Genomic DNA, 24,633 nt, shown 5'->3' with positions numbered 1-24,633 from the left:
TATTCCCCTAACAGTTCGAGAGTAAAAGTTAGCCATCCTACCCGCAATTTATACCGTCGCCGACTTAGAAACAACCATGCACCAGGCGGATGTTGTGGTGTTGATGGAATTTAGTTCTGTTGATCAGCAAGTTTGGGAAGTCTTAAAACCGCCTAATTTGCTAAAACAGGCTTATATAATGGAACGGGCGGCGCTACCCAATCAAGTGATTTATAATGGGTTAGGTGATCGCCCCCATTTACGTTTATCCTATTGTGCGAGTCGGATTGTCAAAACTCAACCCTGAGTCATTCCTATTTAAAATTAAAATTTATTATGACGGCTTCGACAACATCCTTGATTGAATTTGTCCCCTCCACCTTTCGCCAACCGGTTGTCCTGTGTGTGTTGGCATCTTTAGGGGTGCACGGAGTATTTGCAGCCAATATTCAATATATTAGTTTCTATTCCCAATCAATTAAACTCCCTCCCACAGTTCAAGTGGTGGAACTTTCCCCCGAACAAATTAGTGGTGTTTATCCAGCCGCCCCCTCTAAACTCTCCTTCACTCCCCTAAATTCTCTCTCTCCCTCTTTATCTATTCTTCCAGTCCCGACCGTCGATAATATTATTCCTCCCCCCGCACCGTCCGACTTCATGCCGGGGGCATCCCTTCCCGTATGGCCGACTAATATTCCCCTACCGCCCCCGAGTAATTCCCCTGGTTTACCCACCTATCGTTTACCTCCGGTTGTTTCCCAGGGGTCTAATTCCAGTAATCTTAATTCCGGTTCTATTGGGTTTTTGCCTAACTCTAGTCCTTCTTTATCTTTTGTTCCCGGGCCACCTTTAGGCTTCGGTAATCCCAATGTTCCCACGGCCGAAGTTCCCGGACAACCCAAACCACCTGGGAATTTACCTCCCAGGGATGAATTAGCCTTGCGACAACAGTTAATTCGGGAATTGGGTCAGGACGTCAATTGTCCACCAATGTTTAATAATGGCAATTGCAGCCCCTCGGTGTTCAATCCGAACAATAATCCTAATCCTCCCGCCGATCCCAAACCTCCTGAAAATAATCCCAATGTCCAACCAAAAGACCCTAAAGGCTCGATTTTGGCTGGACTTCAGAAGGGTTTACAAGAGGGAGGAGGGGCTAAAGCCCAACAACCAGCCCAACAACCCAAAACTCCTGAAGGTGTCGTCAGTGAGCAACAAACAGCGATGTTACAAGGAGGAGGGGCTTATTTAAACTGGGTGAATAGTTTACTAACGGACTATCCCAATTTAGAAACTGCCTCTCCGATGGTCGCAAACCGCTTATATCCGGCGGCGGCTTGTGAACAACAGTTAACAGGAAAGGCTTTAATTGGAGTGGTTGCCGGGACAGGGGGAGAAATTTTACGAGGGCCAGAACCGTTATTAGCTACGGGTTCTCCGGTTCTCGATAATGCTGCGATCGCCGCTGTTCGGGAAATGACCTTTGACCCGAGTAGTTCACCCAAAGCCTATCAAATTCAATTTCAGTTTAACGCTCAGGAGAATTGCAGAACCGTGGATAACCAGACTCCAAAATCTCCCAATCCTCCCGCGGCTGCTGCTCAACCACCAGCACAGCCATCCCCTCCGAGTTCAGAAACCCAACAACCACCGACTAATCCCGTTGAACAAAAACCCCCGGAGTCTACCGAGTCAACTCCTCCAGCTTCGGAAACCCCAGACCCTCAGCCCAAATCTAACTCAGAAGGTGGAATTTAAGGCAAATGGACAAAAAAAGAGAGGGATTTGCTTCCTCTCTTTTTCTGCTTCTCCGATTGACTTACCGAAAACTGAAATACTGAAATTAGGCTTTTTTGTTAGCGTTACGTTTGGCTGCACCGAACAAACCACCAACGGCCATCAGTCCTAAGATGGTAGAGGGTTCGGGAACTGCGGCGGGTGTGCCTGCCTTGCTCCAAGAATAGACTCCACTGTAGGATTTTCCATCATCTTTAGCTACGAAGCCGGAATTTTCGGCGTTGAAGCTATAGACGTACTCTGATACACCGTCCAGTTCAACTTTAACAATTTCACTGATTTGTAAGTTCTGAATTTGGCTCAGAGCATTGTTGAAGGAATCAACCTGTTGCTTGGCTGCGGTCAGTGTGGCAATTCCGGCGGTCAGTGTCGTTTTTTGAGTGTTTAATGTTGATAGTTGGATATTGAAGTTATTGAGTGCAGCCTTTTGAGTGGCATTTAGAAGGTTATAGGGTACGCTGGTTAATAACTTGTATTGAGTGTTGTTTTGAATCGTGCTGATCCCCTGATTAACGGTAAGAAGGGCATTATTGGCTTGAGAGAGGGGCGAATTAATTTGGGTGTTGCTATATGTACTAATTAGGGTATTAACTTTTGGCTTGAGGTCAAAGAAACCCATTGTTTTCATCGACATTGCACCGGTTTTGTCCAGGGAGAACTCAGCAATGTTGGGATCTCCAAAGCCGACTGAACTCTTAAATGCGCCTAATGCCACATCTTGAAACGCTGCTGATGAAGCATTCCAAACATTTTTCAGAGGTTGATAGGCATTCAATAGGCCATTTAACCAGTCCCCTTGGAAAGCATTAAATTCATCCGTGGTGACGCTGGATACTTTGGCGGTGTGTTTTCCGGCGGTCGCTGTAAAACCAACACTGGAACTATTGGTTTCATTGGTGTAGTTGAGTTCAACGTTTGTTTGGAGATTATTATCAGTCAGTGCACTAATGGCGGCAGCTTCATTCCCTTTAATCCAAAGGTTGTTGCTGTTGTGGGTGTAGGTGGCGTAATTGGTTTCGCTATTGTTAAAGTCGAAAGAGGCGGCTTTTGCCGGGAGACTAGCAACTGCGCTCATTCCCACTGCGACGGAAGTGCCAATTAAGAGTTTTTTTAATGAAGCTGCCATAATCTGTTCTCCAGAAAGTAGAAGGTTTTCTTAGAATTTTTGTCTATTAGTGATGCTGAATCCGATTAAAACCGATTGGGATGGATTGGTTTGTGATTCATGTCACTTTAGACGATGATCTTTGACTGTGTTTTTTTAAATATATTAAAGTTCCACTTCAACGGAAGAACTTTAGCACCCTCATTTAACAGTTAGTCTGGTGAACGCTTTGAGCCAGTTGGCTTTTGGGGTTCTTAACTTTATCTATTGTTATTATATTCAATCCTGGGGAAATGTCTATAAAATTTTGATGAATTTATCGGTTTTTTTGTAAAGTTAAGGTAAACCTTTAATTCTTACCTAAATGCTATTGATCAACATCGGTAAATTTACATAGTTAAGATTTTGAATCGATTTTAGGCCCCCGCCTTCCGTAAATTTACTTAAAAAAACTCTGATTCTAAAATATTGCTATCATGCTCAGAACTAGTTGTAGCGCTACGCACTCTTAGAACACCGGAACACCGAAACAGTAAGCAGTGAAAGGGTTTCAGGACTAAAAAGTGTCCTAGCTGTAATGCGTAGCACTATAGTTATCCATCCAGCCCTGACCCATGATTGTCTTAGAGTACAAAAATCCCTCGAATTCTATTCGGGGGAGTGTCACAATAGTTAATACAAATTCAAAACTCAGCCCCGGCTTGATTTAGATTCACCCCATGACTATCACCCAACTCGAACCGAACGGATCATTTTCCCCGGCCACCATTGATGTTTCCTCAAAGTCCATGGACGAACATCACCCCCAACCCAAGGGAACTATCCACAATGAATCAGATCAACCTACGTTACGCTACGATCCCGTTGCCATTGCCGACTATTACCGTTCCCGAGTGTTCCAGGTCTGGGGACGCCTATTGAGCATTATTTGGAAATTCGGTTCCTTTGCCTTGGGATTATGGTTAGATGGCAAACGGGGAAAAAAAGTTAAAGCCGAGAAAAAACGGGCAATTCAACTGCGAACCACCTTAACCGAACTTGGCCCAGCCTTTATTAAAGTCGGACAGGCCCTATCCACCCGGCCCGACGTCATGCCTACTTTATATTTAGACGAATTAACCAAATTACAAGATCAACTTCCCCCCTTCTCCAATCAAGTTGCCTATCAATTTATTGAAGAAGAATTAGGCGATCACCCCGATAATATCTATGCAGAATTAAGTGCTGATCCCCTAGCTGCGGCTTCCTTGGGGCAGGTTTATAAAGGCAAATTAAAAACCGGAGAAACCGTCGCGGTCAAAGTGCAACGTCCGGGTTTATCTGAAAGTATTGCCCTGGATATTTATATTTTACGAACCCTAGCCCAGTGGGCAAAGAAAAGGTTTAAATTTATCCGCAGTGATTTAGTCGCCATTATGGATGAATTTGGGGAAAGAATTTATGAAGAAATGGACTACAACCATGAAGGCAGAAATGCCGAACGATTTAGACAACTCTACGGCAATATTCCCGATATTTATGTACCTAGAATTTATTGGGGTTATACCGGGCGACGGGTATTAACCATGGAGTGGATTAACGGAACTAAATTAACCAATTTAGAAGAAGTGACCGCCCGAGGAATTGACGCTCGTTATTTAATTGAAGTGGGGGTACAATGTTCTTTACGGCAATTATTAGAACATGGCTTTTTCCATGCCGATCCCCATCCGGGTAATTTATTAGCCAGTCCTGAAGGGAAATTAGTTTATCTCGATTTTGGCATGATGAGTGAAGTCAAACCCTATCAAAGATATGGGTTATTAGAGGCTGTTGTGCATTTAGTTAATCGGGATTTTGAAGGGTTGGCGAAAGATTATGTTAAGTTAGAATTTTTAAAACCGGAAACTGATTTAACCCCCATTATTCCAGCTTTAGGGGAGGTGTTTAGTAATGCTTTGGGGGCGAGTGTTGCCGAACTGAATTTTAAGAGTATTACGGATCAACTCTCGGAATTAATGTATGAGTATCCCTTCCAAGTTCCGGCTTATTATGCCTTAATTATTCGGTCTTTGGTGACATTAGAAGGGATTGCCATTAATGTTGACCCCAATTTTAAAGTGTTAAGTAAAGCCTATCCTTATGTGGCGAAAAGACTCTTAACCGATCCTTCAGTTGAGTTAAGAACCTCTTTAAAAGATCTATTATTTAAGGATGGATCATTCCGCTGGAATCGTTTGGAGAATTTACTCAAAAATGCCCAAAATAGTGATGATTATGATATTAACCAAGTCTTAGATCAAACCCTAGACTTTTTATTTTCAGAACGGGGGGAATTAATTCGAGAACAGTTAGGGAATGAGTTAGTTAAAAGCATTGATCTAGCTTCTCGCAATGCGTTGACCACAGCCCAATCTAAAGTGGCAGAATGGATGGGAGTAGCCACCCTAACTCCTACAGCAACGCCTCAACCCACCCCCAATCAAAATAACTTAGAACACATTCAAAGAATTGTGGGTATTCTCCAAGATACTAAAGGGTTTGATCCGATGCTATTAGTGCAGCGGGTTCCGGGTTTAATAGTTAAACCGGAAGTCCAACACCTTAGTCAAAAAGTAGCGGGAGAATTAGCCCAACGAGCTGCTGCTAGGTTAATTCGGGAGTTATTTTTATCTGCTGATCCTCTAGTTTCTGAAGATAATCAATTGGGGTCTACTGTTGAAAAAAACGGACATTCTAGTCCTGGAAAATCTTTTCCTCAACAGCCCCTATCTTTGCCACAGAGTCGTTAATCAGTTTAATTTATGATCAAAAATCCCAGCTATAGCACTAGGGAACAGGGAATGAGTTGGCTGGATTTAGAAGTGTCCTAACTGTAATGCGTAGCGCTATAACAGGACTTAGGTATCACCTCCATAGTAGGGGTAATTCATGAATTACCCCTCTACGGAGTTATTAATCTAAAGCATCTTTTAAGGCTGTCCGGGCAGCTAAATGGCTGCGGGTTGAAGTTAAAATCTCTACTTCCCGCTCTAAACGGGTGACGGTGTTTTGCATTTCTAACAACGTTTGTTGTTCGGATGCGACGCCATAGAGGTTACTAGCGACCCAATAGGAAAGTTCCGTCGGCAAACCGGGAATATCATCAGGAAGTTCAATATTTTGTTCCATTAACTTTCCAGACAGATGCACCACATCGCGCAACAAACGTTCTACTTCCGTTGCTAGGGGTCTTAAATCCTGTTGAGGGGGTTGGTCTTCGATCCATTCCACCAAACCCACCAGATAAGGCTTTTCCCGAACCGCTTCTAATACCCGAAACCGTTGCTGTCCCAAAGTCAGCACTTTGAGTCGATCATCAGGTAAACGTTGGTGTTGGACAATTTCCGCACAGCAACCCACAGAAGCAACTTGACCTTGATTCGGATCAAACATTAATACCCCAAACCGGCGATCCGTATTCAGGATAGTATTGATCATAATCCGATAACGAAATTCAAAAATATGCAGAGGCAGGGGTCTACCTGGAAATAAAACCACTTCTGGTAGCGGAAACAGAGGAAGTTCTCGAACAGCAATTGAGGAAAATGATGCCATTGTCCGTTAAGTAAGAGCTACTAACAACGTAGCAGATCTTGGGTCAATTTCTAAATATCAAAAAACCTACTCAAAACCCATATTAAAAGGTCAGGTTGAGTAGGTTGAGTAGGTTGAGAATAGTCGAAGCGGAAAATTAAAGTTTCACTTCAATATCTACCCCGGCGGGTAAATCCAATTTCATCAGAGCATCAATGGTTTTAGAAGAAGGCTGATAAATATCAATAATGCGACGATGGGTACGAGTCTCGAAGTGTTCCCTGGAATCTTTATCAACGTGGGGAGAACGCAATAAGCAGTAAATCCGGCGTTTTGTGGGTAAAGGAATCGGCCCAACCGCAGTGGCACTAGTCCGATTCGCCGTATCTACAATTTTCTCACAAGAGGTATCGAGTAAACGACGATCAAAGGCTTTGAGACGAATCCGAATTTTTTGTTGTTGAATAGTTGCCATGGGGTGTTCAGTTTTCTAGGTTCAGGATTATCGGCTTGAGCAGTCACATTATCTTGAAAGATAGAAGGTGCAGAAACAGGATCAAACCCTTCCTATTTTCTGCAACCTTATCCCTAACTTTGCAGCTTTAATTCACAAAGCCTACTTCAGAATTTTGGACACAACACCAGCACCCACGGTACGGCCGCCTTCACGGATAGCAAAGCGCATCCCCTGTTCAATGGCGATTGGGTTGATCAGTTCCACCGTCATTTTAATCCGGTCACCAGGCATAACCATTTCGGCTTCCTCACCTGCGTCGGAGGTAAAGGCTTTAATGGTTCCGGTAACATCGGTGGTTCGGACATAGAACTGAGGACGATAGCCGGGGAAGAAAGGAGTTTTACGTCCACCTTCGGAGTCTTTTAAAATATAGACCTCAGATTCAAACTGGGTATGGGGGGTAATCGAACCAGGTTTGGCAATCACCATACCCCGTTCAATATCAGCTTTCTGGATACCGCGTAACAGCAGACCGGCGTTGTCCCCGGCCATCCCTTCCTCCAGACTCTTTTTAAACATTTCTATACCCGTGACAGTGGTGGCACGAGTCGCTCTAATTCCCACCAGTTCAACGTTATCGCCAACCTTGACTTTACCTCGTTCAATCCGACCCGTTGCCACCGTACCCCGTCCAGTAATGGAGAAGACATCTTCAACGGCCATCAGGAAAGGCTTATCAATGTCACGTTCAGGAGTGGGGATATGGGCATCCACTTCTTCCATCAACTTGTAAATTTTATCTACCCATTTATTCTCGCCTACGACGGTTTTGGGGTTAGCCACCATGAAATCTAAAGCTTCTTTAGCCGAGCCGGCAACAATGGGGATACTATCACCCTCGAAACCGTAGGAGCTTAACAGTTCCCGGACTTCCAGTTCCACCAATTCCAACAGTTCAGCATCGTCCACCATATCTTCTTTATTCATGAAGACAACGATATTGGGAACCCCGACCTGTTTGGCTAATAGGATATGTTCACGGGTTTGGGGCATGGGGCCATCGGCCGCCGATACCACTAAAATTGCACCGTCCATCTGGGCAGCACCGGTGATCATGTTTTTCACATAGTCAGCGTGACCCGGACAGTCAACGTGGGCATAGTGACGGGTTTCGGTCTCGTATTCAACGTGAGCCGTATTAATCGTAATCCCCCGGGCTTTTTCTTCGGGTGCGTTATCAATTTGATCATATTTTTTAGCTGTGGCTTGACCCAAAGCAGCTAAAGTCATGGTAATTGCAGCCGTCAAAGTGGTTTTACCGTGGTCAACGTGACCAATGGTACCGATATTAACGTGGGGTTTGTTTCGTTCAAATTTTGCGCGTGCCATTTTCAGTTAAGAATTGAAAGTTTTCAAGAAAAATAATTGTGGGCACCGGGTCAGGTATGAGTTCTTGGTGATTAACCATTAACTATTAACCCCAACCCCACTACCCATTTAGTTGCCTTTATTTTTGGCAACAATGGCTTCAGCAACACTACGAGGAACTTCCTCATAGTGGCTAAACTCCATGGTGAAAATCCCCCGACCTTGGGTTTTGGAACGGATGTCGGTGGCATAACCAAACATCTCTGCTAGGGGAACCTTAGCAGTCACTTTGGCCAGGCCTTGTTCTGTTCCTTGACCCTCGATTTGGCCTCGGCGAGAGTTGAGGTCTCCAATCACGTTACCAATGAAGTCTTCAGGTACTTCCACCTCAACCTTCATCATGGGTTCTAACAAGACGGGTTTAGCCTTATTAGCTGCCGCTTTCAACGCCATAGAACCCGCGATTTTGAAAGCCATTTCTGAGGAGTCTACATCGTGGTAAGAGCCATCCACCAGAGTTGCTTTCAAGTCAATCAGAGGATAACCCGCAACCACACCGGTTTCGCAGGCTTCTTTCATCCCTTGTTCCGCCGGGTTGATGTACTCTTTGGGTACAGTTCCCCCAACGATTTTGGAAACAAATTCAAACCCGCTACCCGCTTCACCCGGCTCGAGAGTAATCACAACGTGACCGTATTGGCCTTTACCACCGCTTTGACGGATGAACTTGCCTTCGGCTTTAACCGACTCGCGGATGGTTTCCCGATACGCCACCTGGGGCGCGCCCACGTTAGCTTCAACCTTGAACTCGCGTAACATCCGGTCAACCAGAATTTCTAAGTGAAGTTCGCCCATCCCGGCAATTACGGTTTGGTTGGTCTCGGAATCAACGGAAACCCGGAAGGTCGGATCTTCCTCTGACAAAGATTGGAGAGCTTTGGAGAGTTTCTCCATATCCTGTTTGGTTTTGGGTTCCACCGCCACGGAAATCACAGGTTCGGGGATGAACAGAGATTCCAAAATAATTGGTTTCGCGTCATCACAGAGGGTATCACCGGTGAGGGTATCTTTCAAACCCAAGGCTGCCCCTAGGTCTCCAGCCCGCAGTTCATCGACTTCGATCCGATCATCGGCTTTGAGAACGATCAAGCGAGAAATCCGTTCTTTTTTATCTTTGCTGGAGTTCAGGACATAACTGCCCTTTTGCAAAACACCGGAATAGACCCGAACGAAGGTCAAGCGTCCGTAAGGATCAGCCATGATCTTGAACGCTAGAGCCGATAAAGGCGCTTCGTCATCGGCATAACGGACGTCAACCTCACCATTTGATAAGGTTCCTTGGATTGGCGGAACTTCCGATGGAGCCGGGAGATAGGCAACTACTGCATCTAACAGTTGTTGTACCCCTTTATTTTTGAAGGCAGAACCACACAGAAGCGGAACAATTGTCCCGGCAATGGTGCCTTTGCGCAACTGAGTCCCAATTTCTTCGTTGGTTAGTTCTTCCCCTTCCAGGTACTTCTCCATCAGGTGATCGTCGGTTTCTGCCACCGACTCCACCAGTTTCACCCGATATTCCTCGGCTATCTGCTTAACAGCTTCAGGAATGTCATCGGTGATTTCGATATCTGTTCCTTTGTCATTGGTGTAGAGATAAGCTTTCATCTCCACCAAATCCACCAATCCCTGGAAGTTGTCTTCACTACCAATCGGGATCTGGATCGGAACAGCATTGGCTCTTAAGCGATCGCGGATTTGCTCATAAACTTTGAAAAAGTTAGCACCCGTGCGATCCATCTTGTTCACAAAGACGATCCGAGGAACTTTATAGCGTTCTGCTTGTCTCCAAACCGTTTCAGATTGGGGTTGTACACCACCGACTGAACAAAAGACAGCAATCACACCGTCTAACACCCGCATCGAACGTTCGACTTCAATGGTGAAGTCAACGTGACCCGGAGTGTCAATGATATTGATCTTATGATCTTTCCAACTGGTGGTAATAGCGGCAGCCGTGATGGTAATTCCACGCTCCCGCTCTTGAGCCATCCAGTCGGTTACTGCTGTTCCTTCATGGACTTCGCCCATTTTATGAACCATGCCGGAGTAGAACAGAATCCTCTCCGTTGTGGTTGTCTTGCCCGCATCAATGTGGGCTGCAATACCAATGTTCCGTACTCTCTCAAGCGGGACGGTACGTGCCACAGCTACCTCCTTTTTTAAACCTTTATTAAGATTTTATACGTTTACGGATATCACTGCTATCCATTTTTTTAGTACCGATAATGGGCAAAGGCTTTATTCGCTTCTGCCATCCGGTGAGTTTCTTCCCGTTTACGAACTGCACTTCCAGTTTCGTTAGCGGCATCCATCAGTTCATTTGCCAATCGCACGGACATGGAACGTCCGGTTCTGGCTCTAGCATATTGAATTAACCAACGTAGGGCTAAAGCCGTTCCTCGTTCTGAGCGAACTTCCATGGGAACCTGATAGGTTGCACCACCCACCCGCCGTGCTTTGACTTCCACCAGGGGAGTCGCATTCCGAATGGCTTTTTCAAAGACCTCAAGAGGCTCTGAACCGGTTCTTTCTTCGATTGTTTTCAGAGCCTGATAAATGATCCGGTAGGCAATGGATTTCTTTCCGTGCTTCATGATGCGACGTACCATCATGCTAATTAAGCGACTGTTATAGACCGGATCCACAGGGATCGGACGCTTCTGCACAACTCTGCGACGAGACATATTGTATCTTCCTTAACACAATAGATAATTTAAGATTTTCAGCGATGGGGACAAGTCACCAAAGGCTTAATGTTGTTAGTCTTACTCCAACAACACCAGCACAGGATTTAACTTAGCCCTGACTCAAAGCTCCTATTTAGGACGCTTGGCACCATACTTCGAGCGTCCTTGACGACGATCTTTGACTCCCGCCGTATCTAATGTTCCGCGAATAATGTGATATCGAACTCCAGGCAAATCTTTCACCCGACCGCCTCGAATCATTACTACGGAGTGTTCTTGCAAGTTGTGACCAATACCCGGAATATATGCTGTCACTTCATAGCCAGAGGTTAGCCGCACCCTTGCCACCTTACGCAGCGCGGAATTAGGTTTTTTAGGGGTGGTTGTATAAACCCGTGTACAGACTCCCCGCCGTTGAGGGCAACTCTTTAGGGCAGGTGATTTTGTTTTCTTCTGAGTCTGTTCCCGTGCAGAACGAATTAGTTGCTGAATAGTGGGCATGAGTTACGACATACTGAAATAATTCGGCAATTTGAAGTTTTGAGGTATCTCCACTGAAATATCCCTCCCCTACCAGGGGATGGGACTTTCTTTCAAAAGTATGGTCAGATGTTGACACCCAAAAGATCATAATAACCTAGATCACCACTTTTTGCAAATTCGATTTTGTAGTGGGGAGCGGGGGGAGCAGAGGGAGCAGGGGGAACAGGGGGAGCAGGGGAGGCAGGGGGAGTAGGGGGAGCAGGGGAGGCAGGGGAGGCAGGGGGAGTAGAGGGAGAGGGGGAGCAGGGAATGGGTAAATAGAAAGAATGTATATGGGGGTGTGGAAACGAGTATGGGTTGTAAGGGTTAGGGGCGAGTGCTAAATCAGAATAGATTATTAAGATTTGGCGACAAAGGAATAGCCACAGCTACAGCTTTGAGTGGTGTTGGGGTTTTGGAAGCGAAACCCTCCTCCCATTAAATCTTCAGAATAGTCAATTGTTAGATTTTCTAGGTACTTTAAATTTTCCGACTCCACCACTATTTTAATCTGATCAGACTGATAAACGATATCGCTCGACTGCTGGGTTGCCTCAAATCCCATTGTATAAGACCAGTCACAGCAGCCGCCCCTTTGCACCCCAAGACGAAAGTACAGATGAGGATTATTTTGCTTTGACTTGAGGCGAAGTACCTCACGAGTGGCTGCTGGACTCAGAGAAATCATGGAACACCTACTCACAGAAACGTTAATCTATTTTTAGATTACCGGAAATATGGGTTTTTGGTGCGCTTTAAGCGGGGGTACGAGCATAGTCATCTTGGAATCGGATAATATCATCCTCTCCCAAATATTCCCCATTCTGAACTTCAATTAAAATCAGAGGAATCACACCGGGATTTTCCAAACGGTGGGACGTACATTGAGGAACATAGGTGGACTGGTTAGAGAATAAAACTTCTTCACTGTCTCCACAAACCACTTTAGCGGTTCCGGCTACCACAATCCAGTGTTCACTCCGATGATGGTGCATCTGTAAACTCAGGCGATGACCAGGTTTGACTTCAATACGTTTAATTTTATATCCTGGCCCTTCTTCCAAGGTTGTAAATGAACCCCAAGGTCTCAATTCCGTGGGAGTATTACCGATATTGGGGGCATTCCCCGTGGAATCTTTAGAATTTCCCACACTTTCCTTGACTGCTACCATAATCCTATTTCCTTATCAAAGATTTTACCTAAGTTAAATTGGTATTAAAACTTGGGGTGTATTCATAAGCCCCTGGATGGCTCTTGTGCGTTCTCCAGAATACTCCCCACCACTACTAACAGCGAATACACCCTGCTGACTATGTGATCTATCATAATCTGCTTTAAACCCTAATGATCGGTGATCGCAATTCCTAGACCGTTATGAACAGGTGCGACAGTTGAAAAAGGACGGTCTAAATAATATCCTCCGAGATAGAGACTGGTGGAACTTCCCCCGTCTAAATTGAGGGCGGTTGCGGCTCCTAATTTTTGCAATATTTGAGCAAGTTCTGCTAGACTAGGGCCGGAACCATTGGGACGGTTATGGACAGCCACCAGGAGTAAGGTATTATTATTAGTAATCGCGATCGCACTCCGAATGGCTTTTTGTTGTTGAAAAGCGGGATTAAATCGTTCTTGAGCGGCATCTAAAACAATTTGACGATTTTGCATTAATAACGGCCCCGCCCCTAAAATATTCGGATAATTTTGAAATTCTTTCGGTTCGGTTTGGCTTTGTAATTGTAAACGAGTTCCGACGGGTAATAATTTTAATAATTCGGGACGACCTCGAACAACTAATAAATAACCCTGAGTTGGGATATTAACAACGGATGATTCTGGTTTATTCGATTCAATATAACGGGTAATTTGGTTATTTTCAACTACAATAATATGTTCTTGCTGGTTAATCGGGCTATAGGATTTTCCCCAGTCGGAAGTATAGCGAGAAATTCCGGCTTCAACATAAGCACTATTGAGATATTGTAATGGGAAAGTTTGACCGGACGCTGTAGTTAAGGTTTCTTTTAAGATTAAACGATTCATCAAAATAGGTTTATCCTTTCCCCAAGCTATGACTCCTCGATTTAAAATCGGACTGGATAACCAATTATTATGAAACCGAATAGCCCCGAGTGGGAGTTGATTATTGCGATTAAAAAAACCTCCATTAATAGCTACGGGAACTTTTGCTTGTTGTGCGATATTTAATAGGGTTGAAGTGCCTTGACGAGCATTGGGATTACTTAAAATTGGAGTGAGTTTAATTTCGGGTTGATTGATATTAATTTCTAACCAATATACGGGAAATTGATCAACCGAGGGTTGAGAAGGTTTTAAAATTTGATTGAGTAAAGATCCTAAAGATGCTTCGGTTTTGAGAATTTCAATATAGTCCTGTCTCCATCTAATACCGGGTTGCCATAAAATATTTTTTGGGGTGAGAAAATCCGGTTTAATCTCAATCACTAAACGATAGGGAGAGTTTAAGGTAGTGACCACCGGACGCCAACCGGGAGGCAGACTAAATTTAACCTGAGTTTGATTATTTTGAGAGTGTAATTGTAGATTAGTAGAATTAGGATTGGGCGGAATTAAATTTGGGCTTTTTGTCAGAATACTCGGCTTAAAAAATTCTGGACTATCGGATAATAGTTTAGGGGTAATCTTGGCCTCTAAAGTTAGACTCCAATCCTGTAAAACCGGAGTAACAGGTTGGGGGGAATTATTCTGATTTCGGGTAGTAGGATCATCCGTTAGGGGGGGAGAAGGTTGAGGCGGAATAGAAGGCGATCGCTTTTTAATTTCCGGGTTAGGCTGTTGCCAAATAGTCGGTTTATCAAGTTCAATAATAATTCTTTGAGGTGAAAATGTGATATCATTTTGAGGTAAATTACTACTATCTACAGATAAAGGCTCAATACGCAAAGATTGAATAGTAGAAGGAGGAATAGTAATTTTTAATTTGCTTCCCTCCGGTTTGATTTGCCATTGGGAAAATTCTGTAAAATTCGATAAATCTAAATAGCGATAGGGATTAATATATTCCGCCGATAAAGTAGATTGATCAGAAAACCATTGAATCGGTTGTTGGGAACTATTATTGCTATCAAGGAGATCGATTCCTAGATTTTGCATTAATCCAATATCACTAATTTTAACAGCAATTTTTGATTTACTATTAGATTTATCAATATGCCAAGGAATATTAATTGAATTACCATTAATTTCAATAGTGTTTCCCTGTTGTCGATTTGGATCTGTTTTTGGTTCGGCAAGAGCGGAAATAGGTAGAAGACTCAACCCCAAAATACTTAACAATAAAATAATCTTTTTCGGTTTATGAATTAAATTAAAATTCAGCATTCCCTTTTCATCACTAATTTTGAACACAGATCAAATAGGATTGTTATAGATAGCAAGAAAAATCAAAATAATTAGCCCGTATTGATAGACCGTTACCAACCAACTATCTATCCTAAACAATCTGATATGTCAACAGATCTTAAATTTTCACCCCTACCGTGACCCAATTGGGTGTATGCTAGTCAGACTAGGGTTTTTGCACCCGATGTCAATTTTGGTTAAAATTCAATCGCTTCAAGCATCCTCACTCAATAGAATCAAGATATGGATAACACTAGAGTTAATCACAACCCCCAACCAAACCATCAACAAGAGTTCATAGCAGGAAATATGGGCTACCCCTACCCGGGTCAACCGTGGTTAGTGGAAGAAAGAGACGCCTGCGGGGTGGGGTTTATTGCTAACCCATCGGGGGGGGCGAGCCATTCTATTCTACAAAAAGCCCTACCCGCCTTAACCTGCTTAGAACATCGGGGGGGTTGTAGCGCCGATCAGGACTCCGGGGATGGAGCCGGGATCATGACCGCTATTCCCTGGGAGTTGTTAGCTCCTTGGTTTGCTGAACGAAATATTGATATTTTACAAGAGCCAGAATGCAAGTATGGGGTGGGGATGGTGTTTTTACCCCAAGATCTTGATTTAGCCATTAAAGCCCGTGAAATTATTGAAACTGACCTTAAACAAGAAGAATTAGTTATTGTAGGTTGGCGAGAAGTCCCGGTGAAACCGGAAGTCCTGGGAGTACAGGCGCGGGAAAACCAACCCCGCATCGAACAGGTTATGGTTTATTCGGCTAAGGGAAATATCGGGGATGATCTTGACCGACAACTGTTTTTAGCCCGTCGATCTTCCGGGGTAGCCTTGAAACAGGATGGGTTAGTCTGGGGTGAGGATATTTATATTTGTTCTTTTTCCTGCCGTACTATTGTTTATAAAGGCATGGTGCGATCGGCGATCCTGGGAGAATTTTATTTAGATTTAGTTAACCCCGACTATAAGAGCAATTTCGCCGTTTATCATCGGCGCTTCAGTACCAATACCATGCCGCGCTGGCCCTTGGCTCAACCGATGCGACTGTTAGGGCATAATGGGGAAATTAATACGCTGTTGGGTAATATTAACTGGATGCGGGCGCGGGAAAATGTCTTAGCCCATCCGGTTTGGGGCGATCGCTTAAAAACCCTCATTCCCTTTGTGGATGCTAATAATAGCGACTCAGCTAATTTAGATAATTGCCTAGAATTGCTGGTGAGAACCGGGCGCTGTCCCCTAGAAGCGCTGATGATCATGGTGCCCGAAGCCTATCAAAACCAGCCTAACCTAAAAGATCTACCGGAAATTACGGATTTTTACGAATATTATAGCGGCATCCAAGAACCTTGGGATGGCCCGGCTTTATTGGTGTTCAGTGATGGAAAACAAATTGGGGCTTGCTTGGATCGCAATGGCCTGCGTCCCGCCCGTTATTGTATCACCAAAGATGGGGTGATCATGGTTTCCTCCGAAGCCGGAGTGGTGGATATTCCCGAAGACCAAATTCAGGAAAAAGGCCGTTTAGGGCCCGGACAAATGATTGCGGTGGACTTGAGTACCCATGAAGTCCTGAAAAATTGGCAGATCAAACAACGGGTCGCCCATGAACACCCCTATCGCTCCTGGTTAGAACAGTATCGCACCGATGGGCAGCCCCAACCCTTTATCAGTGAAAAACAATTAGCATCGGACACCCTCCTGCAACAGCAAACCGCCTTTGGTTACGGGGCGGAGGATGTGGATATCCAAATTTCCGATATGGCGAGTACGGCCAAGGAAGCGACGTTTTGTATGGGGGATGATACGCCCCTAGCGGTGCTTTCAAATAAACCTCAGTTATTATATAACTATTTTAAACAACGATTTGCTCAGGTAACAAACCCACCAATTGATCCGTTGCGAGAACGGATTGTGATGTCCCTCTCCATGCAGTTAGGGAAACGGGGGAATTTGTTAGACCCGAAACCCGAAGACGCCCGACTGTATAAAATTAACTCTCCCCTGTTGAATGAGGCGGAGTTAGAGGCGTTGCGTCAGTCGGATTTTCCGGGGATCACCCTGTCTACCCTCTATAGTTTGGAAGGAGGGCCGAATGGTTGCGCGATCGCCCTTACCCAACTTTGCGAAAAAGCCGCCCAAGCGGTGGATCAGGGCAAGGAAATTATTATTCTATCTGATCGAGGATTAACGGCCGAACAGACCTATATTCCGCCGTTATTGGCTGTGGGAGCGGTTCACCACTATTTAATTAAAATTGGTAAACGGTTACAAGCCTCCCTGGTGGTGGAAACGGCCCAATGTTGGAGTACCCATCATTTTGCCTGTTTAGTCGGTTACGGGGCTTCGGCCATTTGTCCCTACATGGCCTTAGAAACCGTGCGCCATTGGTGGTCGAGTCCCCTGATTCAGAACAATCTGTCGAAGGGCAAAATCCCCCCGATGACCATGGAAGATGCCCAGAAAAACTATCGCCAGGCCGTCGAAGATGGCTTACTCAAGATTTTATCAAAGATGGGAATTTCTCTGTTATCTTCCTATCGTGGAGCACAAATCTTTGAAGCCATTGGGATTGGGGAAGATTTACTGGAAATGGGTTTTCGGGGGACAGTCTCTCGGGTTGGGGGTTTGAGCATTGCTGAGTTAAGCCAAGAGGTTTATCAATTCCATGCTAAGGCATTTCCCCTGGAGGCGAAAAAGTTAGAAAACTTCGGGTTTGTTAATGCCAGGTCGCGGGGAGAATATCACTTAAATAACCCCGAGATGACAAAATTGCTACATCAAGCCGTACGTTCTGGCCCCGTAGAGACGTTCCATGGAACGTCTCTACAGGGTGCGGTCGCACAACCAGGGTTCGACCTGTACGAACTCTATCGTCAATTTGTGGAAAACCGCCCAGCCACGGCCTTGCGGGATTTGTTGGACTTTAACAGCGATCGCCATTCTATCCCCTTAGAAGCAGTCGAACCCGTCGAAGAAATTGTCAAACGCTTCTGTACCGGGGGGATGTCCCTGGGGGCCCTATCTCCTGAAGCCCATGAAGTTTTAGCGATCGCCATGAACCGTTTAGGCGGAAAATCCAACTCCGGCGAAGGTGGGGAAGATCCCGCCCGCTACCAGATTTTTAACGATGTCGATGCTAATGGGATTTCGGCCGGACGTCCCCATTTAAAAGGATTACAAAACGGGGATAGTGCCAGTTCTGCTATTAAACAGGTAGCGTCGGGACGGTTTGGAGTCACCCCCGAATACCTGATGAATGCCCAGTCCATCGAGATCAAAGTGGCTCAAGGGGCCAAACCCGGAGAAGGAGGCCAACTCCCCGGCAAGAAAGTTAGCGAATATATTGCCATGTTGCGGCGGTCTAAACCCGGCGTCACCTTAATTTCCCCCCCTCCCCACCATGATATTTATTCCATTGAAGACCTGGCCCAACTAATCTTTGACCTGCACCAAATCAACCCCAAAGCGACAGTTTCGGTGAAATTAGTCGCAGAAGTGGGAATTGGAACCATTGCCGCCGGAGTTGCTAAAGCCAACGCCGATTATATCCAAATTTCCGGCCATGACGGGGGGACGGGTGCTTCTCCCCTAACTTCAATTAAACACGCCGGAAGTCCTTGGGAATTGGGGTTAACGGAAGTTCATCGGGTGTTGATGGGTAATAAACTCCGCGATCGGGTGCGGTTACGCGTGGATGGCGGCTTCAAAAGTGGCTGGGATGTGGTGATGGGAGCGTTAATGGGGGCTGAGGAATTCGGCTTCGGAACCATTGCCATGATCGCCGAGGGCTGTATTATGGCTCGGATTTGCCATACGAATAATTGTCCCGTGGGGGTCACATCCCAACAGGAACGCCTGCGAGAACGGTTCCCCGGAACTCCGGGCCATGTTGTGAACTTCTTCTATTTTGTCGCCGAAGAAGTCCGCCATATTTTAGCCCGGTTGGGATATCGGAAATTAGTGGATTTAGTTGGACGGTCTGACCTGTTAAAACGCCGGGATGGGGTGAATGTGGCTAAGACCCAACACCTGAATTTAGATGTATTTACCCAAGCACCTGTAACAAGCGATCGCAGTTGGTTAAACCATGAACCCATCCATAGTAACGGCCCGGTCTTGGATGATGTGTTATTAGAAGATGCGGAAATTGCCACCGCCATTCAAAACCAGGGGACGGTAACGAAAACCCTGCGGATCGTGAATACTGACCGGACGGTGGGGACACGCATTGCCGGAAAAATCGCCTCTATCTATGGCAATAATGGGTTCACCGGACAAATTCACCTCAACTTTATCGGGGCGGCGGGTCAGAGTTTTGGAGCCTTCAACCTCCCTGGAATGCTGTTAACCCTGACGGGAGAAGCGAATGATTATGTCGGGAAGGGGATGCACGGGGGAGAGATTATTATTAAACCCCCGGTGGCGGTCACTTATAACCCCTCGGAGAATGTGATTATCGGGAATACCTGTTTATATGGGGCCACCGGGGGAACTTTATACGCCTACGGAAAAGCCGGAGAACGGTTTGCGGTGCGGAATTCTTTGGGTAAGGCTGTTATTGAGGGTGCTGGTGACCACTGTTGCGAATATATGACCGGGGGTGTGGTTGTGGTTCTCGGTAAGGTGGGGCGAAATGTGGGCGCCGGACAAACCGGAGGTCTAGGCTATTTCCTTGATGAAGATGGAGATTTCCCCGAAATGGTGAACCCGGAAATTGTCAAGATTCAACGGGTGAGTACGCCGATGGGTGAACAGCAGTTAAAAGAGTTAATCACACAACACGCGCAACACACGGTCAGCGAGAAGGCGAAAACTATTCTGGCGAACTGGTCGGAGTATTTACCTAAGTTCTGGCAAGTTGTTCCTCCTTCGGAAAAAGATAGTCCTGAAGCGTCGGATGCGATCGTGGCGGTTGCCATTTAGGGTGGTTAATCTTAAGGTCTAACCCTTTAGCCTCTTTTCCAATTGGGGGAGGAGGCTAATTTAACATAAATTCGCTTACAATTTATCTCCTACATTGATGTGTGAGCTTTTTTACTGCTAATTATGTCTTTCTATTTTCCAGTCCTCTAACATAATATCAGCCCAATATTCTTCCTCCCTACCAGATTTTTCGTATTCTAGTTGCTCTTTATAGTCTGATGTATTATCTTCTAATATTTCTTCGTGTTTTTTCTGTAAGTTACTAAGTTTCTCATGGAAACCTTTGTCCTTTATTGCTTTTAAAAGATCAGGAGGAATCTCTTTGATATTTCGTCTAAAATGATTTGAAGTATAGACTCGAATGCTTATATTGTCGTTAGACTTTAATTTTGATTCTAATGTGCCTTCAGGAAATTGATCTTGTGGATAACACCAGAAAAAGGTTTCACTTGGAATATTATAAACAAATAAAAATACTGGAATAGGTTTCGTTAACCAATAATTAATTGTAGTTGACTCAATTTGTTCAGAAAAAAATGAAGATTTGCTCTCCGTTATTTCGATTTCGTTCTCGGTACTTTTAAGTTGAACGTAAAATGACACACCTGTAAGATATTCATCTTCAACCAAATTACATTCAAAATCAATTCCCATATCTGGATCGGGAGAGCCAACCGTACCAAAACGAGTAAACGTTTCGCTGAAAGTGAATTTTCCAATGTCACCCGTCTTTTGACTTTTTTTATACTGAGGAAATTTATTATTTGTATTCATGGCACAGCTTTGTTATTGATATTTTTATAATAACAGAAAATAAAATACCGACAAAAACTGGTTCATTTTCCATTTTCAACTGTCCGATGCCATGAAGTGTTAGCCTGTGCTGTTAATCTCCTCTGATTTCCACTAACGCCTCCCCAGCCCCCAAAAGTTCTAATGCTCTAGGTAATGTTTCGCTTAAAATCTCGCGCAGCCTAGCATTGGAGGTATTGCCACAGGTCAACCAAATAATCTGTGGCGGTGAACCCAGTCGCTCAACTAAATCAACAAAGTCACTATCTTTAGTCATCATAATGACTCCCTGTGCTTTTGCTGCTTCAAAGATTTCAGGATCTTCAGCATCTCTGAGTCCAAGATCTCGCAATGCTAATGCTGTCACTCCAAATGTGTTGGTAATCCAGGTTGCTATTGCAGGAGATAGGTGTGCATCTACCCAGATTTTCATGCTACTAATACCGGGTGATTCAGTTTCCGCGAGGCATACAAAAGAGAAGCTTTTAAATCATCTGCTTCGAGATCAGGCATTTCTTCTAAGATATCTTCAGCAGTTAGCCCAGCCGCAAACAAGTCTAACACATCTGACACCCGAATTCTCATACCTCGAATGCAGGGACGACCACCACATTGCCTAGGATTAATTGTGATTCTTTCCAGCAGGGTTGACATTCAAAATGGCTCCATAATCGCTTTTTTCTAGTATACACTCTTTAATATGCACTCTTATTTTAGGAATTACAGTTTGAATAAAAATCCTATAGATCTATTATATCCTTTATTTAATTATTCTATATAAAAACTATTTTTGTCTTCCATACTGGCAAAAAATTATTATAATGGATATAGGTGCTATCTGATATTCTGTTAATATCCCTAATGAAAATTCTATAATCATCCTGGATTAATAGTTAAAATAGGGAATATAAACTAGGGAACAGAAAAAACATAATTAACTTTTTCAGAGCAGCAGGAATTACTTGCCTTTTTCAAAAATAGGACAACAATTACTATTTTCTATACCCTATCTTAAATATCTAATATGAATTCCTATTCAAATAGTACACCTAAACCTGATATTCTGATTGTTGATGATATTCCAGACAACTTGAGATTCTTGTCTCAAATGCTAGTGAATCAGGGATATAATGTGCGGAAAGCAATTAATGGAAAAATGGCATTGACCGCCGTTAAAACTGTTCTACCCGATCTAATTTTATTAGATATTAATTTACCCGAAATGAATGGCTATGAAATTTGTGAACAGCTTAAAAAAGATGAACGCACCCGTAATATTCCTGTGATTTTTTTAAGTGCTTTAGATGATGTTTTAGATAAAGTTAAAGCATTTAAAGCGGGTGGAGTAGACTATATTACTAAACCGTTTCAATTTGAAGAAGTTTTAATTCGGATTCAAAATCAACTGACAATTCAACGGTTACAAAGTCAATTAAAGCAACAAAATTCTCAACTTCAATTAACTCTTGATGAATTAAAATCCACGCAATCTCAACTGATCCAAAAAGAGAAAATGGTGAGTCTCGGGCAACTTGTCGCTGGAATTGCTCACGAAATCAATAATCCGATTAGCTTTATTTCAGGAAATTTAGCTCCAACTCAACAATATATTCAAGACTTGTTAAATTTAATTTATTTATATCAAAAAGAATATCCTCAACCCAGTGCAAATATTCAAAAAATCTTAGAAGAATTTGATTTAGAATTTGTTGCCAATGATCTCCAAAATATTCTGGAGTCGATGCAAAGAGGCACAGAAAGAATTAGAACCATTATTCTGGCATTAAGAATTTTTTCTCGTTTAGGAGAATCGGATATTAAACCCGTAGACCTACATCAAGGACTTGATAGTACATTACTGCTGTTACAATATCGCTTGAGAGCGGAAGAAAAACGGGCGGAAATTCAAATCATCAAATCCTATAATAACTTACCTCGTGTCACCTGTTATGCTAGTCAGATTAATCAAGTTTTTCTGAATTTATTAAGCAATTCAATAGATGCTTTAGAGTTGGGCGTTGGTTCAGAAATTTCTCCTGATATTCCCCCTAAAATCTGGATTATCACCGAATTAATTAACCTCGATCAAGTCAGAATTAGAATTAAAGATAATGGGATAGGAATGTCAGAAACTATCAAATCTCAATTATTCAACCCATTTTTTACGACTAAACCCGTGGGTCAAGGAATGGGTTTAGGGTTAACAACCTGCTATGAAATTATTGTTCAAAAACACCAAGGAACACTAAGTTTTAATTCTAAGGAAGGAGAAGGATGTGAATTTGTTATCGATCTCCCGATTAAAATGAATGCCTAAAATCAATCATAAAAATATTCCTCAAAAACGATATAATATAAACTATCCATAATTCTCCTAATTATTATTCCTATGGTCGCTACCCAATCAAAAGCAACCCGAAACTGGCAACCCTTAATTCCACAATTTGAGGCGATAGTTGGGAAAAAAGGCGTGATTCAACGTCGAGAAGAATTACTGGTTTATGAATGTGATGGACTGACTAGCTATCGCCAACGTCCTGCATTAGTAGTGCTTCCCAAAACCACCGAAGAAGTCGCAGAAGTTGTTAAAATTTGCGATCGCAATTTGATTCCTTGGGTCGCTAGAGGAGCGGGAACTGGACTTTCTGGAGGCGCTTTACCCGTCGAAGATTGTGTTTTAATTGTCACCGCATTAATGCGAAAAATCCTAAATATTGACTTAGAAAATCAGCGCGTAGTTGTTCAACCGGGAGTAATTAATAATTGGGTCACACAAGCTGTGAGCGGGGCAGGTTTTTATTATGCTCCTGACCCTTCTAGTCAAATTATTTGTTCTATTGGGGGAAATGTTGCCGAAAATTCCGGTGGCGTTCATTGTTTAAAATATGGGGTGACAACCAACCATATTCTAGGGCTAAAAATCGTCACTCCCGATGGTAATATTGTCGATATTGGCGGCGATATTCCTGAAATGCCTGGATATGATTTAACCGGGTTATTTGTTGGTTCAGAAGGGACGTTGGGCATTGCCACCGAAATTACTTTAAGAATTTTAAAAGCACCGGAATCAATTTGTGTTTTATTAGCAGATTTTACCAATTTAGAATCGGCTGGGTCGGCGGTTTCTGATATTATCAGTTCGGGGATTATTCCTGGGGGTATGGAAATTATGGATAACCTCAGTATTAATGCCGTTGAAGATGTGGTAAAAATTGGTTTATATCCTCGAGATGCGGGGGCAATTCTATTAGTTGAATTAGATGGTTTACAGGTGGAAGTTGATACGAATAAACAACGGGTGAGTGAAATTTGTATCAACAATGGGGCGAGAAATATTACCACCGCTAGTAATGCAGAAGATCGGTTAAAAATTTGGAAAGGACGCAAAGCAGCCTTCGCCGCTGCGGGTCATGTCAGCCCTGATTATTATGTTCAAGATGGCGTGATTCCACGGACAAAAATGGCTTATGTTCTCAAAGAAATTGAAGCCCTGGGAGAAAAATATGGGTATCGGATTGCTAATGTTTTTCATGCGGGTGATGGCAATTTACATCCTTTAATTTTATATGATAATTCCGTTCCAGGTGCATTAGAAACTGTTGAAGAAATTGGCGGAGAAATTCTGAAAATCTGTGTGGAAGTGGGGGGAAGTTTATCGGGTGAACATGGTATTGGTGCGGATAAAAAATGTTATATGCCCCAAATGTTTAACGAAGTTGATTTAGAAACCATGGAATGGGTAAGAACAGTTTTTAACCCTAAAGGTTTAGCTAACCCGGGTAAAATGTTACCCACTCCTCGCACCTGTGGAGAGTCCGCCAAATTGCAAAATATTAAACAGTTTGAAGGGACAGAACTATTTTAATGAATTTTGTTAAAATCTCTTGATAGTGCGAGCGTCCCCGCTCGCTAATTATTATCTATTGAATAGATATAAGAATCCGTGCCGAGGTTATAATATTTGATTATAGGAGTTTCTTCAAAACCTCTCCAG

General features: G+C 43.7%; 19 protein-coding genes. 6 read left to right on the top strand and 13 right to left on the bottom strand.

All coding sequences use genetic code 11. The annotated features are described in order from the left end of the window. Window positions 1-76 precede the first annotated feature (76 nt). Both AC2D3N_RS23080 and AC2D3N_RS23075 read left to right on the top strand, forming a co-directional pair. Window positions 77-286, top strand: coding sequence for a hypothetical protein (locus AC2D3N_RS23080; RefSeq protein ID WP_484692288.1), 210 nt, complete (start codon window positions 77-79; stop codon window positions 284-286). Between the two features lie 29 nt (window positions 287-315). Continuing rightward, complete coding sequence (locus AC2D3N_RS23075; RefSeq protein ID WP_484692287.1) at window positions 316-1,737, top strand: energy transducer TonB; 1,422 nt, start codon at window positions 316-318, stop codon at window positions 1,735-1,737. A gap of 85 nt (window positions 1,738-1,822) precedes the next feature. On the opposite strand, the gene AC2D3N_RS23070 is transcribed toward AC2D3N_RS23075, so the two are convergent. Beyond that, window positions 1,823-2,902, bottom strand: coding sequence for an NF038130 family PEP-CTERM protein (locus AC2D3N_RS23070; RefSeq protein ID WP_079678026.1), 1,080 nt, complete (start codon window positions 2,900-2,902; stop codon window positions 1,823-1,825). A 698-nt stretch (window positions 2,903-3,600) separates the two neighbouring features. On the opposite strand from AC2D3N_RS23070, the gene AC2D3N_RS23065 reads away from it, so the two are divergent. Continuing rightward, on the top strand, window positions 3,601-5,652 hold the full coding sequence (locus tag AC2D3N_RS23065) for an ABC1 kinase family protein (RefSeq protein ID WP_079678027.1): 2,052 nt from the start codon (window positions 3,601-3,603) through the stop codon (window positions 5,650-5,652). A 163-nt stretch (window positions 5,653-5,815) separates the two neighbouring features. Here the strand turns inward: AC2D3N_RS23065 and AC2D3N_RS23060 are convergent, their stop codons facing one another. The 9 genes from AC2D3N_RS23060 to AC2D3N_RS23020 all read right to left on the bottom strand — a co-directional run bounded on the left by AC2D3N_RS23060 (window position 5,816) and on the right by AC2D3N_RS23020 (window position 14,891). Continuing rightward, a complete protein-coding gene (locus tag AC2D3N_RS23060; protein WP_079678028.1) occupies window positions 5,816-6,457 on the bottom strand; it encodes an LON peptidase substrate-binding domain-containing protein in 642 nt (213 codons plus the stop codon). 136 nt (window positions 6,458-6,593) lie between these two features. After that, window positions 6,594-6,911 carry a 30S ribosomal protein S10 gene (gene rpsJ, locus AC2D3N_RS23055; protein WP_026786435.1) on the bottom strand — a complete coding sequence of 106 codons (318 nt, stop codon included), beginning with the start codon at window positions 6,909-6,911 and terminating at the stop codon, window positions 6,594-6,596. Window positions 6,912-7,052: 141 nt separating this feature from the next. After that, window positions 7,053-8,282, bottom strand: a complete 1,230-nt coding sequence (gene tuf / locus AC2D3N_RS23050; protein WP_079678029.1) for an elongation factor Tu — start codon at window positions 8,280-8,282, stop codon at window positions 7,053-7,055. Window positions 8,283-8,390: 108 nt separating this feature from the next. Continuing rightward, window positions 8,391-10,466, bottom strand: a complete 2,076-nt coding sequence (gene fusA, locus AC2D3N_RS23045) for an elongation factor G (protein WP_079678030.1) — start codon at window positions 10,464-10,466, stop codon at window positions 8,391-8,393. 68 nt (window positions 10,467-10,534) lie between these two features. Continuing rightward, window positions 10,535-11,005, bottom strand: a complete 471-nt coding sequence (gene rpsG, locus AC2D3N_RS23040) for a 30S ribosomal protein S7 (protein WP_026786432.1) — start codon at window positions 11,003-11,005, stop codon at window positions 10,535-10,537. 132 nt (window positions 11,006-11,137) lie between these two features. Then, window positions 11,138-11,509, bottom strand: a complete 372-nt coding sequence (gene rpsL, locus AC2D3N_RS23035; protein ID WP_026786431.1) for a 30S ribosomal protein S12 — start codon at window positions 11,507-11,509, stop codon at window positions 11,138-11,140. A 379-nt stretch (window positions 11,510-11,888) separates the two neighbouring features. Next, on the bottom strand, window positions 11,889-12,218 hold the full coding sequence (locus AC2D3N_RS23030) for a HesB/IscA family protein (RefSeq protein ID WP_484692286.1): 330 nt from the start codon (window positions 12,216-12,218) through the stop codon (window positions 11,889-11,891). A gap of 67 nt (window positions 12,219-12,285) precedes the next feature. After that, entirely contained in the window at window positions 12,286-12,702 is a 417-nt protein-coding gene (locus tag AC2D3N_RS23025; protein WP_079678032.1) for a phosphomannose isomerase type II C-terminal cupin domain, read from the bottom strand. 170 nt (window positions 12,703-12,872) lie between these two features. Continuing rightward, the gene (locus AC2D3N_RS23020; RefSeq protein WP_484692285.1) at window positions 12,873-14,891 is read right to left on the bottom strand and encodes a phosphodiester glycosidase family protein; all 2,019 of its coding nucleotides are present in this window, start codon (window positions 14,889-14,891) and stop codon (window positions 12,873-12,875) included. Window positions 14,892-15,155: 264 nt separating this feature from the next. Between AC2D3N_RS23020 and gltB the strand changes: the two genes are divergently transcribed. Beyond that, window positions 15,156-19,847 carry a glutamate synthase large subunit gene (gltB, locus tag AC2D3N_RS23015; protein ID WP_484692284.1) on the top strand — a complete coding sequence of 1,564 codons (4,692 nt, stop codon included), beginning with the start codon at window positions 15,156-15,158 and terminating at the stop codon, window positions 19,845-19,847. Between the two features lie 117 nt (window positions 19,848-19,964). Here gltB and AC2D3N_RS23010 read toward each other — a convergent pair whose 3' ends face one another. The 3 genes from AC2D3N_RS23010 to AC2D3N_RS23000 form a co-directional block, all read right to left on the bottom strand. Next, complete coding sequence (locus AC2D3N_RS23010; RefSeq protein WP_484692283.1) at window positions 19,965-20,621, bottom strand: DUF4365 domain-containing protein; 657 nt, start codon at window positions 20,619-20,621, stop codon at window positions 19,965-19,967. Window positions 20,622-20,733: 112 nt separating this feature from the next. Next, window positions 20,734-21,072: a DUF5615 family PIN-like protein gene (locus AC2D3N_RS23005; protein ID WP_484692282.1), complete on the bottom strand. Its 339-nt coding sequence runs from the start codon at window positions 21,070-21,072 to the stop codon at window positions 20,734-20,736. Then, the gene (locus tag AC2D3N_RS23000; protein ID WP_190523670.1) at window positions 21,069-21,293 is read right to left on the bottom strand and encodes a DUF433 domain-containing protein; all 225 of its coding nucleotides are present in this window, start codon (window positions 21,291-21,293) and stop codon (window positions 21,069-21,071) included. Before AC2D3N_RS23000 ends, AC2D3N_RS23005 begins: the two co-directional genes overlap by 4 nt. A 370-nt stretch (window positions 21,294-21,663) precedes the next feature. On the opposite strand from AC2D3N_RS23000, the gene AC2D3N_RS22995 reads away from it, so the two are divergent. Both AC2D3N_RS22995 and glcD read left to right on the top strand, forming a co-directional pair. Continuing rightward, window positions 21,664-22,956 carry a hybrid sensor histidine kinase/response regulator gene (locus AC2D3N_RS22995; RefSeq protein ID WP_484692281.1) on the top strand — a complete coding sequence of 431 codons (1,293 nt, stop codon included), beginning with the start codon at window positions 21,664-21,666 and terminating at the stop codon, window positions 22,954-22,956. A gap of 72 nt (window positions 22,957-23,028) precedes the next feature. After that, window positions 23,029-24,504 (top strand): glycolate oxidase subunit GlcD, encoded by a 1,476-nt coding sequence (glcD, locus tag AC2D3N_RS22990; RefSeq protein ID WP_484692280.1) that lies wholly within the window; start codon window positions 23,029-23,031, stop codon window positions 24,502-24,504. Window positions 24,505-24,633 lie beyond the last annotated feature (129 nt).

The sequence above is a fragment of the Planktothrix sp. PLAVEN19ND genome (genome assembly GCF_057220675.1).
Note: the sequence above shows the minus strand (reverse complement) of the source record. Positions and strands in the feature narration are given on the sequence as shown.